This is a genomic window from Streptomyces sp. NRRL S-118 (assembly GCF_000716335.1).
Classification (GTDB): Bacteria; Actinomycetota; Actinomycetes; order Streptomycetales; family Streptomycetaceae; genus Streptomyces.
This window is the reverse complement of sequence record NZ_KL591020.1, coordinates 142,588-156,497: the sequence shown is the minus strand read 5'-3', so window position 1 is coordinate 156,497 and position 13,910 is coordinate 142,588. Positions and strand designations below refer to the sequence as shown.

Genomic DNA, 13,910 nt, shown 5'->3' with positions numbered 1-13,910 from the left:
TCCGCCCTCCGTCCGCCGCTGCGACGGCGCCGGCGGCGGACGCCGAACGACGCCGGAAACGGCCGCGCGGTGCCCGCCGGTGGGAGCGGTGCCGTGCTGGCTACGATGGGCCAGCCGGTGGCCGTAGGGGCCGCGCGGCCCACCGACCCCTCGGGAAGGCCATGCTGAACAAGTACGCGCGTGCGTTTTTCACGCGTGTTCTCACACCGTTCGCCGCGTTTCTGCTCCGCCGCGGAGTGAGCCCCGACGCCGTCACGCTCATCGGCACGGCCGGGGTGGTGGCCGGTGCTCTGGTCTTCTACCCGCGGGGCGAGTTCTTCTGGGGCACCATCGTCATCACCCTGTTCGTCTTCTCCGACCTGGTCGACGGCAACATGGCCCGCCAGGCGGGGATCTCCAGCCGCTGGGGCGCCTTCCTGGACTCGACGCTGGACCGGGTGGCGGACGGCGCCATCTTCGGCGGCTTCGCCCTGTGGTACGCCGGCGGGGGCGACGACAATGTGCTGTGCGCCGTGGCCATCTTCTGCCTGGCGAGCGGCCAGGTCGTGTCGTACACCAAGGCCCGCGGCGAGTCGATCGGCCTGCCGGTCGCCGTGAACGGACTGGTCGAGCGGGCCGAGCGGCTGGTGGTCTCGCTGGTGGCCGCAGGGTTCTCCGGGCTGCACGCGTTCGGCGTCCCGGGCATCCAGGTCCTCCTGCCGATCGCCCTGTGGGTGGTGGCCGTGGGCAGTGCGGTGACGCTGGGACAGCGGGTCGTGACGGTGCGGCGCGAGGCCGCGGAGGCGGACGCGGCCGGACCGAGGGGGAGTGAGGCCACATGAGTGCGATGACCGAGCGTCTGACGGACGCGCTGTACGGACTGGGCTGGACCGCGGTGAAGAAGCTGCCGGAGCCGGTCGCCACGCGTCTGGGGCGGCGCATCGCCGACACGGCGTGGCAGCGGCGCGGCAAGGGCGTGCTGCGCCTGGAGTCCAACCTGGCGCGCGTGGTCCCGGACGCCTCGCCGGCGCGGCTCGCCGAGCTGTCGAAGGCCGGGATGCGCTCGTACATGCGCTACTGGATGGAATCCTTCCGCCTCCCCGCCTGGAGCGCGCAGCGGGTCCGGGACAGCATCGACATCAAGGACGTCCACCACCTGACGGACGGGCTGGCGGCGGGACGGGGCGTGGTCATCGCACTGCCGCACCTGGCCAACTGGGATCTGGCCGGCGTGTGGGTGACCCGGACCCTGGGCGTGCCGTTCACGACGGTCGCCGAGCGGCTGAAGCCGGAGTCGCTGTACGACAGGTTCGTGGCGTACCGCGAGTCGCTCGGCATGGAGGTGCTGCCGCACACCGGCGGGTCGGCGTTCGGGACGCTGGCGCGGCGGCTGCGGGCGGGCGGCCTGGTGTGCCTGGTGGCGGACCGGGACCTGTCGGCCTCGGGTGTCGAGGTGAAGTTCTTCGGCGAGACGGCGCGGATGCCCGCAGGGCCGGCGATGCTGGCCCAGCAGACGGGCGCGCTGCTGCTGCCGGTGACGCTCTGGTACGACGGCACGCCGGTCATGAAGGGCCGGGTCCACCCGCCGGTGGACGTGCCGGAGACGGGTACGCGGGCCGAGCGGACGGCCGTGATGACCCAGGCGCTGGCCGATGCCTTCGCCACCGGGATCGCCGAGCACCCGGAGGACTGGCACATGCTCCAGCGGCTGTGGCTGGCCGACCTCGACACCCCGGACCGCGGCCGCGGCTCCGGCCGGGGCTCCGCGAAGGGACCGGCCGCGTGAGGATCGGCATCGTCTGCCCGTATTCCTGGGACGTGCCGGGCGGCGTCCAGTTCCACATCCGCGACCTCGCCGACCACCTGATCCGGCTGGGTCACGAGGTGTCGGTGCTCGCGCCGGCCGACGACGACACACCGCTGCCGCCGTACGTGGTGTCGGCGGGGCGCGCGGTGCCCGTGCCGTACAACGGCTCCGTGGCCCGGCTGAACTTCGGGTTCCTGTCGGCGGCCCGGGTGCGCCGGTGGCTGCACGACGGCACCTTCGACGTGATCCACATCCACGAGCCGGCGTCGCCGTCGCTGGGGCTGCTGAGCTGCTGGGCCGCACAGGGCCCGATCGTGGCCACCTTCCACACCTCGAACCCGCGGTCCCGGGCGATGATCGCCGCGTACCCGATCCTCCAGCCCGCACTGGAGAAGATCAGCGCGCGGATCGCGGTGAGCGAGTACGCCCGCCGGACCCTGGTGGAGCACCTGGGCGGGGACGCGGTCGTCATCCCCAACGGCGTGGAGGTCGACTTCTTCGCCAAGGCCGAACCCAAGGCGGAGTGGCAGGGCGGCACGCTCGGCTTCATCGGGCGCATCGACGAGCCCCGCAAGGGTCTGCCGGTGCTGATGAAGGCGCTCCCGAAGATCCTCGCGGCCCGCCCGGAGACCCGGCTGCTGGTGGCGGGCCGGGGCGACGAGGAGGAGGCCGTCGCCTCGCTCCCCGCGGACATGCGCCGGCGGGTGGAGTTCCTCGGCATGGTCAGCGACGAGGACAAGGCGCGGCTGCTGCGCAGCGTGGACGTGTACGTGGCGCCCAACACGGGCGGCGAGAGCTTCGGCATCATCCTGGTGGAGGCCATGTCGGCGGGTGCGCCGGTGCTCGCCAGCGACCTGGACGCCTTCGCCCAGGTGCTGGACCAGGGCGCGGCGGGCGAGCTGTTCGCCAACGAGGACGCCGACGCCCTGGCCGACGCGGCGATCCGCCTCCTCGGCGACCCGGCACGCCGCCAGGAGCTTCACGAGCGCGGCAGCGCGCACGTGCGCCGCTTCGACTGGTCGACGGTGGGCGCGGACATCCTCGCCGTGTACGAGACGGTGACGGACGGAGCGGCGGCCTCGGTCGCCGCGGACGATCGCACCGGCGGTCTGTGGGCGCGCTGGGGGCTGGCGCGCGACTAGGTCGTGTCCGCGACGTCCCGTCCGCCCGGCGGCGCCTGGCACGCACGCTCGCCGCGTGGTCGTCGGTCGCCGCCGGCCCCCGTCGCCCTCCGGGTACGGGCCGTGCCCCCACCGCAGTGGCTTCCTCCTCCGCCGTGCGATCGCTCGCACCGGACGCCGCCGGCCCCGCCCCACGGGCGGACGACGCCGCTTCGCGGACACTCCCCAGGACGGCTCCGGGCGGGGCCCGGCCCGGCGGAGAAAGCCGGGCCGGGGCGGGCCGTGAAGGCCCCCTGAAGGGGCTCCGCGGGCCGGTGGCCGGACCGCGGGGCGCACCGCGGGACCGGGGCCGGGCGGTCTGCCAGCAGGGCGTTTGACGGCCGCCTCGGACCTCGCTGCACCCGCTGTGAGCTGCATGTTTGTCGTGTTCCGGCCTAAAATTGGGTCCTCGGGAGAGGGGGACCGGATGGACCGGGACATACGCACGATCGACGACGTCATGGCACTTCTGGACGGGCTCTTCGCACCGGAGGCCGACCGGTGGACGGCCGGCGCGTCGGACTGGTGGGACGGCTTCTACGCGGACCGGGACAAGCCGGTGCCGTTCTTCGTCGCCAAGCCGGACGAGAACCTCGTCTCGTACGTCGAGCGCGGGGTGGTCCCGCCGGGCGGCCGGGTCCTGGACCTCGGCTGCGGCCCCGGCCGCAACGCCCTGTACCTCGCCGGGCGCTGTTTCGACGTGGACGCCGTCGACCTGTCCCCGCAGGCCATCGCCTGGGCCCGGGAACGGGCCCGCGAGGCGGGCGCGGAGGTGCGCTTCCACTGCGGGGACGCCTTCACCTGGGCGGCCGGCGGCCCGTACGACCTGGTGTACGACTCGGGCTGCTTCCACCACCTGCCGCCGCACCGCCGCGTCAGCCACCTCGCACTGCTCGACCGCGTCCTCGCGCCCGGCGGCCACTTCGCGCTCACCTGCTTCGCGGCCGGGCCCGGCGGCATGGGCTCCGAACTCCCCGACGCGCACTTCTACCGGGAAGGGGCCCTCCAGGGCGGTCTCGCCTACACGCCGGAGTCGCTGCGGCGGATCTTCGGCGGCCTGACCGAGGTGGAACTGCGGCGGATGCGCGACGAGGCGGCCGACTCCACGGCGTTCGGCGAGGGATTCCTCTGGACCGCCCTCTTCCGCCGGCCCCAGGTGTATTGACCCGCAGCGTCGTTGAGGCGGCTGATGGGCGGGTGTCCGGACACCGCACCTCGCGGCGCTGTCGTCGGTCGCCGATGCTCCGCAGCGGCTCCCTCCTCCGCCTCGCGGTGCACGGCGCCGGACGCCACTGCCTGATCCGGCCTGATCCGAACGTCAGACCCTGAGGGCGTCCGGGACCGCTCGGCCAGGGAAGGGCCCGTGCCGGCCTCCCGGTAGCCTGTGCGCCCGTGATCGAAACCCTCATCTGGATCGTCGTCGGCCTCGTCGCGATCGGTCTCTACCTGAGCTGGACCGCGGGGCGGCTCGACCGGCTGCACGCCCGGATCGACGCCGCCCGCGCCGCACTCGACGCCCAGCTCGTACGCCGCGCCTCGGTCGCCCAGGAACTGGCCACCGCCAAGGTGCTGGACCCGGCGGCGTCCATCGTGCTGTACGAGGCGGCGCACGCCGCCCGCCAGGCGGAGGAGGAGCACCGCGAGGTCGCCGAGAGCGAGCTGAGCCAGGCGCTGCGCGCCGTGTTCGGGGAGCCGGAGCAGATGGAGGCGGTCCGGGAGGCGCCCGGCGGCGAGGAGGCGGCCGGCGAGCTGGCGGCGGCCGTTCGCCGGGTCCCGATGGCCCGGAGGTTCCACAACGACGCCGTGCGCGCCGCGCGGGCGCTGCGCCGGCACCGGACGGTGCGCTGGTTCCGGCTGGCCGGGCACGCGCCGTTCCCGATGGCCTTCGAGATGGACGACGAGCCCCCCGCGGCGCTCGCGGACCGGCCGTGAACCGTACAGGCGCCCGAAAACGAGCCACCGGCTCCCTATTGGCCCTTGATGTGGACTGGGCGCGCCAGGTTTCCTCACTGATGTCGAAACCCCTGTTTCCTTCGAGTGAGGTCCCTCGTGTCCAGCACGCTCCCCACCACCCCGCAGTCCCCCGAGACCGGCACCGCGCGCGTCAAGCGCGGCATGGCCGAGCAGCTCAAGGGCGGCGTGATCATGGACGTGGTCAACGCCGAGCAGGCGAAGATCGCCGAGGACGCCGGTGCCGTCGCGGTCATGGCCCTCGAGCGGGTCCCCGCCGACATCCGCAAGGACGGCGGCGTGGCCCGGATGTCCGACCCGAACATGATCGAGGAGATCATCGACGCGGTCTCCATCCCGGTCATGGCCAAGTCCCGCATCGGCCACTTCGTCGAGGCCCAGGTCCTGCAGTCCCTCGGCGTCGACTACATCGACGAGTCCGAGGTCCTCACCCCGGCCGACGAGGTGAACCACTCCGACAAGTGGGCCTTCACCACCCCCTTCGTCTGCGGCGCCACCAACCTGGGCGAGGCCCTGCGCCGCATCGCCGAGGGCGCGGCCATGATCCGCTCCAAGGGCGAGGCCGGCACCGGCAACGTCGTCGAGGCCGTCCGCCACCTGCGCCAGATCAAGAACGAGATCGCCAAGCTGCGCGGCTTCGACAACAACGAGCTGTACGCCGCCGCCAAGGAGCTGCGCGCCCCCTACGAGCTCGTCAAGGAGGTCAGCGAGCTCGGCAAGCTGCCGGTCGTGCTGTTCTCCGCCGGTGGCGTGGCCACCCCGGCCGACGCCGCGCTGATGCGCCAGCTCGGCGCCGAGGGCGTCTTCGTCGGCTCCGGCATCTTCAAGTCGGGCGACCCGGCCAAGCGCGCCGCCGCCATCGTCAAGGCCACCACCTTCTACGACGACCCGAAGATCATCGCGGACGCTTCCCGCAACCTGGGCGAGGCCATGGTCGGCATCAACTGCGACACCCTCCCCGAGGCCGAGCGCTACGCGAACCGGGGCTGGTGATGACCACTCCGCTCATCGGCGTCCTGGCTCTCCAGGGCGACGTACGCGAGCACCTGATCGCCCTGGCCGCGGCGGACGCCGTGGCCAGGCCGGTCCGGCGCCCCGAGGAACTGGCCGAGGTCGACGGACTGGTCATCCCCGGCGGCGAGTCCACCACCATCTCCAAGCTGGCCGTCCTGTTCGGTCTCATGGAGCCCCTGCGCGCGCGCATCGCGGCGGGCATGCCCGTCTACGGCACCTGCGCCGGCCTGATCATGCTCGCCGACAAGATCCTCGACCCGCGCTCGGGCCAGGAGACCCTCGGCGGCATCGACATGATCGTGCGCCGCAACGCCTTCGGGCGGCAGAACGAGTCCTTCGAGGCCGCGGTCGAGGTCAAAGGCATCGACGGCGGCCCGGTGGAAGGCGTCTTCATCCGCGCCCCCTGGGTCGAGTCGGTCGGCGCCCGGGCCGAGGTCGTCGCCGAGCACGACGGTCACATCGTCGCCGTGCGGCAGGACAACGCCCTGGCCACCTCGTTCCACCCGGAACTGACCGGCGACCACCGGGTGCACGCCCTGTTCGTCGACATGGTGCGCGCCGCGAGCTGATCCGGTCCCGGTAGGATCTCTCGGGTTCGTTCTGAAACGGGTTACGCGAAGGAGACAGGCAGATGTCCGGCCACTCTAAATGGGCTACGACGAAGCACAAGAAGGCCGTGATCGACGCCAAGCGCGGCAAGCTCTTCGCGAAGCTGATCAAGAACATCGAGGTCGCGGCCCGCACCGGCGGCGGTGACCCGGACGGCAACCCGACGCTCTACGACGCCATCCAGAAGGCGAAGAAGAGCTCCGTCCCGAACAAGAACATCGACTCCGCGGTCAAGCGCGGCGCCGGCCTTGAGGCCGGTGGCGCCGACTACGAGACGATCATGTACGAGGGCTACGGGCCGAACGGCGTCGCGGTGCTCATCGAGTGCCTCACCGACAACCGCAACCGCGCCGCCTCCGACGTGCGCGTGGCCATGACCCGCAACGGCGGCTCGATGGCCGACCCGGGCTCCGTGTCGTACCTCTTCAACCGCAAGGGCGTCGTCGTCCTCCCCAAGGGCGACCTCAGCGAGGACGACGTGCTCGGCGCGGTCCTGGACGCCGGCGCCGAGGAGGTCAACGACCTCGGTGAGAACTTCGAGGTCATCAGCGAGGCCACCGACCTGGTCGCGGTCCGCACCGCCCTCCAGGAGGCCGGTATCGACTACGAGTCGGCCGAGGCCAGCTTCGTCCCGACCATGCAGGTCGAGCTGGACGAGGAGGGCGCGCGCAAGATCTTCAAGCTGATCGACGCGCTGGAGGACAGCGACGACGTGCAGAACGTCTTCGCCAACTTCGACGTCTCCGACGACGTCATGGCGAAGGTCGACGCCTGACCCACGCCGGTGCGACGGGCCGACGGGAACACACCCCGTCGGCCCGTCGCGTTGTCAGTGCCACCCGCTAGCCTGCACGAACAGTTGTCGAAGGAGGGGTGGCGTGCGCGTTCTCGGGGTGGACCCAGGACTGACGCGATGCGGAGTCGGCGTCGTGGAGGGAGTCGCCGGGCGTCCGCTGACCATGCTCGGCGTCGGTGTGGTCCGTACGCCCGCGGACGCGGAGACCGGCCACCGCCTGGTCGCCATCGAGCGGGGCATCGAGGAGTGGCTGGACGAGCACCGGCCCGAACTGGTCGCGGTCGAGCGGGTCTTCAGCCAGCACAACGTACGGACGGTGATGGGCACCGCCCAGGCCAGCGCCGTCGCCATCCTGTGCGCCTCCCGCCGCGGACTGCCCGTCGCCCTGCACACCCCCAGCGAGGTCAAGGCCGCCGTCACCGGCAGCGGCCGCGCCGACAAGGCGCAGGTCGGCGCCATGGTCACCCGGCTCCTGCGGCTGGACGCGCCGCCCAGGCCGGCCGACGCCGCGGACGCCCTGGCCCTCGCCATCTGCCACATCTGGCGGGCCCCCGCCCAGAACCGGCTCCAGCAAGCCGTCGCCGCCCATCGAGCCATGAAAGGCCGTACCGCATGATCGCCTTCGTGAGCGGCCCCGTCGCCGCCCTCGCCCCGACCACGGCCGTGATCGAGGTCGGCGGCATCGGCATGGCCGTCCAGTGCACGCCCGACACCCTGTCCGGCCTGAGGGTGGGTCAGGAAGCCCGCCTGGCCACCTCATTGGTGGTCCGGGAGGACTCGCTCACGCTGTACGGCTTCGCCGACGACGACGAGCGACAGGTCTTCGAGCTGCTCCAGACCGCCAGTGGCGTCGGCCCCCGCCTGGCGCAGGCCATGCTCGCCGTGCACTCCCCGGACGCGCTGCGCGCAGCGGTGGCCTCCGGTGACGAGAAGGCGCTCACCGCCGTGCCCGGCATCGGCAAGAAGGGCGCGCAGAAACTGCTGCTGGAGCTCAAGGACCGGCTCGGCGCACCGACGGGCACGGCACCCGCCGCCGTCGGCTCGGCGGTCACCGCCTCCTGGCGCGACCAGCTGCACGCCGCGCTGCTCGGCCTGGGCTACGCCACCCGCGAGGCCGACGAGGCCGTCGCCGCGGTGACCCCGCAGGCCGAGGCGGCCGGCGGCGAGCCGCCGATCGGGCAGCTCCTCAAGGCCGCCCTGCAGACCCTGAACCGCACCCGCTGACCCGTACCGCCGATCCCGAGGCAAGAGGCAAGAGGCAACCCACTGTGAACTGGGACGACACCGCACCCACCAGCGACGACACCGCCGGCGAGCGACTGGTCGGCGCCTCCGCCGACGGCGAGGACCAGGCCGTCGAAGCCGCGCTGCGCCCCAAGTCGCTGGACGAGTTCGTGGGCCAGGAGCGGGTGCGCGAGCAGCTGGACCTGGTGCTCAAGGCGGCCCTCGCCCGCGGTGCCACCGCCGACCACGTCCTGCTCTCCGGCGCGCCCGGCCTCGGCAAGACCACCCTCTCCATGATCATCGCCACCGAGATGGGCGCCCCCATCCGGATCACCTCCGGCCCCGCCATCCAGCATGCCGGAGACCTCGCCGCGATCCTCTCCTCGCTCCAGGAGGGCGAGGTCCTCTTCCTCGACGAGATCCACCGGATGTCCCGCCCCGCCGAGGAGATGCTCTACATGGCGATGGAGGACTTCCGCGTCGACGTCATCGTCGGCAAGGGGCCCGGCGCCACCGCCATCCCGCTGGAGCTGCCGCCGTTCACGCTGGTCGGCGCCACCACCCGGGCCGGCCTGCTGCCGCCCCCGCTGCGCGACCGCTTCGGCTTCACCGCCCACATGGAGTTCTACGCCCCGGCCGAGCTGGAGCGCGTCATCCGCCGCTCCGCCGCGCTCCTCGACGTCCACATCGAGGCCGACGGAGCCGCCGAGATCGCCGGCCGGTCCCGCGGTACGCCCCGTATCGCCAACCGGTTGCTGCGCCGCGTCCGCGACTACGCCCAGGTCAAGGCCGACGGCGTGATCACGCGCGAGATCGCGGCCACCGCGCTGCAGGTGTACGAGGTGGACGGCCGCGGCCTGGACCGCCTGGACCGCGCGGTGCTGCAGGCGCTGCTCAAGCTCTTCGGCGGCGGCCCGGTCGGCCTGTCCACGCTCGCCGTGGCCGTCGGGGAGGAGCGCGAGACGGTCGAGGAGGTCGCCGAGCCGTTCCTCGTACGGGAGGGTCTGCTGGCCCGCACGCCCCGGGGGAGGGTCGCCACCCCCGCCGCCTGGACACACCTCGGACTCGTGCCGCCGCAGGCAGGAGGCCCGGGAAGGGGACAACAGGGCTTGTTCGGGGCGTGACGGCGGCGTCAGTGGCCGGGGCAGGAACCACGGTGCCATGCTGGGCGTTGTTCCATCGATGCGGACTCGCCTAGACTCCGCCGATGCCGACCCTTCGGTCGGCGTGCCCACCCCCGAAGATCAGGCCGCGGTTCCCCGCGACCGTGTGAAGGATTTGTCGTCCCGTGAGCATCATGACCCTCCTCCCGTTCATCGTCCTCATCGGGGCCATGTTCCTGATGACCCGCTCTGCGAAGAAGAAGCAGCAGCAAGCGGTCGAAATGCGCAACCAGATGCAGCCCGGCACCGGCGTGCGGACGATCGGGGGGATGTACGCCACCGTCAAGGAGGTCGGCGAGGACACGGTCCTCCTGGAGGTCGCCCCGGGCGTCCACGCCGTCTACGCCAAGAACGCGGTCGGTGCCGTGCTCGAGGACGACGAGTACAACCGCATCGTCCACGGTGACACCGAGCTCAAGACCGACGCCCCTGTCGTCCCGGACGACGCCTCGTCGCTGACCGAGGCCGCGGAGGCCGGGGCCACCGAGGGTGACAAGATCGACCTGGGCAAGAAGGACGCCGAGGAGAGCCGGCGCGACGCGAAGACCGACGACAAGAGCGACGGCGACACCGACGCGAAGTAAGGCATCATCCGGGGACCGCGTGACGCCGCCGGGCGGCGTAGCGCGGTCCGCGCGTCCGTGCCGACACACGCGGGGGAATCCCCACACCACTTCGTGGCCGCCACGGCGCTCACCCGGCGCATGGCGGTTGGACAGGGAGAAACGAGAAGGTGGCAGCACCCAAGAAGGGCAGAGGGCCGGCGACGGGGGGCCAGGGCAGGCCGGGGCGCGCCCTGGCCTTGATCCTGGTCGTCATGGGCGCCCTCGTCGGCGGCATGTTCGCGACCGGGGACCTCACCCCGCGCCTGGGCATCGACCTCGCCGGCGGTACGAGCATCACGCTCAGGGCCGAGAACCAGCCGGGCAAGCCGGACTCGATCAACAACACCAACATGCAGACCGCGATCGGCATCATCGAGCGCCGCGTCAACGGTCTGGGTGTCTCGGAGTCCGAGGTCCAGCAGCAGGGCAACCGGCACATCATCGTCAACATCCCCAAGGCGACGAACTCCGAGCAGGCCCGTGAGCAGGTCGGCACCACCGCCCAGCTGTACTTCCGGCCCGTGGTCGCGGTCTCGGGCAACACACCGCTGCCCGACCCCTCCGCCGACGGCACGCCGAGCGCCACGCCCAGCGGCAAGCCGGCCCCCAGCGGCAAGGCCACGCCCACGCCGGGCGCCACGACCCAGGGCCGTGCCGTCACCGACGCGCTGAAGAAGGCGCCCACGCCTTCGGCCAGCACCTCCGGCAAGCCCGGCACCCAGCCGAGCCCGTCCGGGACCCCGCAGCCGAGCGGTTCCGCCGACCCGGGCACCGCCGCCCTGGACAAGCAGTTCGCCGCGCTCGACTGCACGCCGAAGAAGGGCACCAAGGAGGTGCCCAACCCGGCGCGCAACGCCGATCCCGCCAAGCCCACCGTGGCCTGCGGCAGTGAGGGCGACGCCAAGTACATCCTCGGCCCGTCCGAGGTCGAGGGCACGGACGTCGACGAGGCCAAGGCCGTCCTCGACCCGCAGCGCGGCATGTGGATCGTCCAGCTCGGCTTCACCGACAAGGGCACCAAGAAGTTCGCCCAGACCACCGGCAAGCTCGCCTCGCAGGCCCCGCCGCAGAACCAGTTCGCGATCATGCTCGACGGACAGGTGGTCTCCGCCCCGTCCGTCAGCAGCGCCATCGGCGGCGGCAGCGCCGAGATCTCCGGCAGCTTCAACCAGGACTCCGCCACCGACCTGGCCAACATCCTGTCCTACGGTGCGCTGCCCCTGTCGTTCGTCGAGGAGAGCGTCACCACCGTCACCGCGGCGCTCGGCGGCGAGCAGCTCAAGGCCGGTCTGATCGCCGGTGCCATCGGTCTCGCCCTCGTCGTGATCTACCTGGTGGTGTACTACCGGGGCCTGTCGGTGATCGCGCTCCTCAGCCTGCTCGCCTCGGCGATCCTCACGTACGCGCTGATGTCCCTGCTCGGCCCGGCCATCGGCTTCGCGCTGAACCTGCCGGCCGTCTGCGGCGCCATCGTCGCCATCGGTATCACCGCGGACTCGTTCATCGTGTACTTCGAACGTGTCCGTGACGAGATCCGGGAAGGCCGTACGCTCCGCCCGGCCGTCGAGCGCGCCTGGCCGCGTGCCCGGCGCACCATCCTCGTCTCCGACTTCGTGTCGTTCCTCGCCGCCGCGGTGCTGTTCATCGTGACCGTCGGCAAGGTCCAGGGCTTCGCGTTCACGCTCGGGCTGACGACCCTGCTCGACGTCGTCGTGGTGTTCCTCTTCACCAAGCCGCTGATGACGCTGTTCGCCCGTACGAAGTTCTTCGGCAGTGGCCACCCGTGGTCGGGTCTGGACCCGAAGCGGCTCGGAGCCAAGCCGCCGCTGCGCCGCTCGCGCCGCGCCGCCGCCCCGACCATCGACCCGAAGGAGGCGTGAGATGTCACGACTCGGCAGCATCGGCGCCCGCCTGTACCGCGGCGAGGTCGGCTACGACTTCGTCGGCAAGCGCATGATCTGGTACGGCATCTCCATCCTGATCACCATCACGGCCGTCGTGGGCCTGATGGTGCAGGGCCTCAACATGGGTATCGAGTTCAAGGGCGGCGTGGTCATCACGACGCCCAAGACCGCGGTGTCCGTGACCGAGGCCCGTGAGGTCGCCGAAGAGGTCTCCGGGCACATCCCGATCGTCCAGGAGCTGGGCACCGGCGGTCTCCGCATCCAGATCAGCGATGTGGACACCACCCAGGCGGACAAGATCAAGACCGCCCTGGCCGACGACCTGAAGGTCCCGGAGGACAAGCTCAACGCCGAGCTGGTCGGACCCAGCTGGGGTGAGCAGATCGCCAACAAGGCGTGGACGGGCCTCGGGGTCTTCATGATCCTCGTGGTGATCTACCTCGCCATCGCCTTCGAGTGGCGCATGGCCCTCGCCGCGCTGATCGCCCTGATCCACGACCTCACGATCACCGTCGGCATCTACGCCCTGGTGGGCTTCGAGGTCACTCCCGGTACCGTGATCGGTCTGCTCACGATCCTCGGTTACTCCCTCTACGACACCGTCGTCGTCTTCGACGGTCTCAAGGAGGGTTCGAGGGACATCACCAAGCAGACCCGCTGGACCTACAGCGAGATCGCCAACCGCAGCCTCAACAGCACCCTGGTGCGCTCCATCAACACCACCGTGGTGGCGCTGCTGCCGGTCGCCGGCCTGCTCTTCATCGGCGGCGGCGTCCTCGGCGCCGGCATGCTGAACGACATCTCGCTGTCGCTGTTCGTCGGCCTCGCCGCCGGTGCGTACTCCTCGATCTTCATCGCCACGCCGCTCGTCGCGGACCTCAAGGAACGCGACCCGCAGATGAAGGCCCTGAAGAAGCGCGTCCTCGCCAAGCGCGCCGCCGCGGCCGCCAAGGGCGAATCCCCCGAGGGCCCGGACGGCGCCGAGGACACGGACGGTGCCCTCGACGGCGCCCCCGCGGACGTCACCCCCGCCGGTGCCGTCGTCGGTCAGCGCCGCCAGCCCACCCGGGGCCGGGGGAAGCGCCGGTGACCGCCGTCAGTACCCAGGAGCTGCTGCTCAGCCGGATCCGGGACGTCCCCGACCACCCGAAGCCGGGCGTGGTGTTCAAGGACATCACCCCGCTGCTCGCGGACCCGCAGGCGTTCCGCGCGCTCACGGGCGCGCTGGCCGAGTTGTGCCTCCGCAGCGGCGCGACGAAGATCGTCGGCCTGGAGGCGCGCGGGTTCATCCTCGCCGCACCGGTCGCCGTCACCGCGGAGCTGGGGTTCATCCCGGTGCGCAAGGCGGGCAAGCTCCCCGGTGCCACGCTGAGCCAGGCGTACGACCTGGAGTACGGCTCCGCCGAGATCGAGGTGCACGCCGAGGACCTGGCCGCCGGTGACCGCGTCATGGTCATCGACGACGTCCTGGCCACCGGCGGCACCGCCGAGGCATCGCTGGAGCTCATCCGGCGGGCCGGCGCCGAGGTCGCCGGTGTCGCGGTCCTCATGGAGCTCGGTTTCCTCGGCGGCCGGGCCCGCTTGGAGCCCGCCCTGCGCGGCGCTCCACTGGAGGCCCTGATCACGCTCTGACCAGGCACGAGGTGAACGGCGGGCGTCCCGGGGACCACCCCGGGAC

Annotated in this window: 15 protein-coding genes; all 15 read left to right on the top strand. The window is 71.9% G+C overall.

Features of this window, described 5'->3' with window-relative positions; genetic code table 11:
* Positions 1-161 precede the first annotated feature (161 nt).
* The 15 genes from pgsA (at position 162) to IH00_RS0127730 (ending at position 13,864) form a co-directional block, all read left to right on the top strand.
* On the top strand, positions 162-821 hold the full coding sequence (gene pgsA, locus IH00_RS0127800) for a phosphatidylinositol phosphate synthase (protein WP_031078320.1): 660 nt from the start codon (positions 162-164) through the stop codon (positions 819-821).
* On the top strand, positions 818-1,765 hold the full coding sequence (locus tag IH00_RS0127795) for a phosphatidylinositol mannoside acyltransferase (RefSeq protein ID WP_031078319.1): 948 nt from the start codon (positions 818-820) through the stop codon (positions 1,763-1,765). The genes pgsA and IH00_RS0127795 overlap by 4 nt, the downstream gene beginning before the upstream one ends.
* A complete protein-coding gene (locus tag IH00_RS0127790) occupies positions 1,762-2,928 on the top strand; it encodes a glycosyltransferase family 4 protein (RefSeq protein WP_031078316.1) in 1,167 nt (388 codons plus the stop codon). Before IH00_RS0127795 ends, IH00_RS0127790 begins: the two co-directional genes overlap by 4 nt.
* A 445-nt stretch (positions 2,929-3,373) precedes the next feature.
* Entirely contained in the window at positions 3,374-4,111 is a 738-nt protein-coding gene (locus tag IH00_RS0127785) for a class I SAM-dependent methyltransferase (protein ID WP_031078314.1), read from the top strand.
* A 227-nt stretch (positions 4,112-4,338) separates the two neighbouring features.
* Positions 4,339-4,878 carry a LemA family protein gene (locus IH00_RS0127780; protein ID WP_031078313.1) on the top strand — a complete coding sequence of 180 codons (540 nt, stop codon included), beginning with the start codon at positions 4,339-4,341 and terminating at the stop codon, positions 4,876-4,878.
* Between the two features lie 117 nt (positions 4,879-4,995).
* A complete protein-coding gene (gene pdxS, locus IH00_RS0127775; RefSeq protein WP_031078311.1) occupies positions 4,996-5,910 on the top strand; it encodes a pyridoxal 5'-phosphate synthase lyase subunit PdxS in 915 nt (304 codons plus the stop codon).
* Positions 5,910-6,500, top strand: a complete 591-nt coding sequence (gene pdxT, locus IH00_RS0127770; protein WP_031078309.1) for a pyridoxal 5'-phosphate synthase glutaminase subunit PdxT — start codon at positions 5,910-5,912, stop codon at positions 6,498-6,500. Before pdxS ends, pdxT begins: the two co-directional genes overlap by 1 nt.
* Positions 6,501-6,562: 62 nt before the next feature.
* On the top strand, positions 6,563-7,315 hold the full coding sequence (locus IH00_RS0127765) for a YebC/PmpR family DNA-binding transcriptional regulator (RefSeq protein WP_031078307.1): 753 nt from the start codon (positions 6,563-6,565) through the stop codon (positions 7,313-7,315).
* A gap of 103 nt (positions 7,316-7,418) precedes the next feature.
* On the top strand, positions 7,419-7,952 hold the full coding sequence (gene ruvC, locus IH00_RS0127760; protein WP_031078305.1) for a crossover junction endodeoxyribonuclease RuvC: 534 nt from the start codon (positions 7,419-7,421) through the stop codon (positions 7,950-7,952).
* Complete coding sequence (gene ruvA, locus IH00_RS0127755; protein ID WP_031078304.1) at positions 7,949-8,560, top strand: Holliday junction branch migration protein RuvA; 612 nt, start codon at positions 7,949-7,951, stop codon at positions 8,558-8,560. Before ruvC ends, ruvA begins: the two co-directional genes overlap by 4 nt.
* Before the next feature lie 44 nt (positions 8,561-8,604).
* Entirely contained in the window at positions 8,605-9,684 is a 1,080-nt protein-coding gene (gene ruvB / locus IH00_RS0127750) for a Holliday junction branch migration DNA helicase RuvB (RefSeq protein ID WP_031078302.1), read from the top strand.
* A gap of 164 nt (positions 9,685-9,848) precedes the next feature.
* A complete protein-coding gene (yajC, locus tag IH00_RS0127745; RefSeq protein ID WP_031078300.1) occupies positions 9,849-10,307 on the top strand; it encodes a preprotein translocase subunit YajC in 459 nt (152 codons plus the stop codon).
* Positions 10,308-10,456: 149 nt separating this feature from the next.
* The gene (gene secD, locus IH00_RS0127740; protein ID WP_031078298.1) at positions 10,457-12,208 is read left to right on the top strand and encodes a protein translocase subunit SecD; all 1,752 of its coding nucleotides are present in this window, start codon (positions 10,457-10,459) and stop codon (positions 12,206-12,208) included.
* 1 nt (position 12,209) lies between these two features.
* Positions 12,210-13,322, top strand: coding sequence for a protein translocase subunit SecF (secF, locus tag IH00_RS0127735; protein ID WP_031078295.1), 1,113 nt, complete (start codon positions 12,210-12,212; stop codon positions 13,320-13,322).
* Entirely contained in the window at positions 13,319-13,864 is a 546-nt protein-coding gene (locus IH00_RS0127730; RefSeq protein WP_031078292.1) for an adenine phosphoribosyltransferase, read from the top strand. Before secF ends, IH00_RS0127730 begins: the two co-directional genes overlap by 4 nt.
* Positions 13,865-13,910 lie beyond the last annotated feature (46 nt).

Bases quoted from the DNA above. Each gene is read 5' to 3' on its own strand.
- IH00_RS0127765 (WP_031078307.1), top strand. From the start codon at position 6,563: ATGTCCGGCCACTCTAAATGGGCTACGACGAAGCACAAGAAGGCCGTG.
- secF (WP_031078295.1), top strand. From the start codon at position 12,210: ATGTCACGACTCGGCAGCATCGGCGCCCGCCTGTACCGCGGCGAGGTC.
- ruvA (WP_031078304.1), top strand. From the start codon at position 7,949: ATGATCGCCTTCGTGAGCGGCCCCGTCGCCGCCCTCGCCCCGACCACG.
- IH00_RS0127795 (WP_031078319.1), top strand. From the start codon at position 818: ATGAGTGCGATGACCGAGCGTCTGACGGACGCGCTGTACGGACTGGGC.
- IH00_RS0127785 (WP_031078314.1), top strand. From the start codon at position 3,374: ATGGACCGGGACATACGCACGATCGACGACGTCATGGCACTTCTGGAC.
- pgsA (WP_031078320.1), top strand. From the start codon at position 162: ATGCTGAACAAGTACGCGCGTGCGTTTTTCACGCGTGTTCTCACACCG.
- pdxT (WP_031078309.1), top strand. From the start codon at position 5,910: ATGACCACTCCGCTCATCGGCGTCCTGGCTCTCCAGGGCGACGTACGC.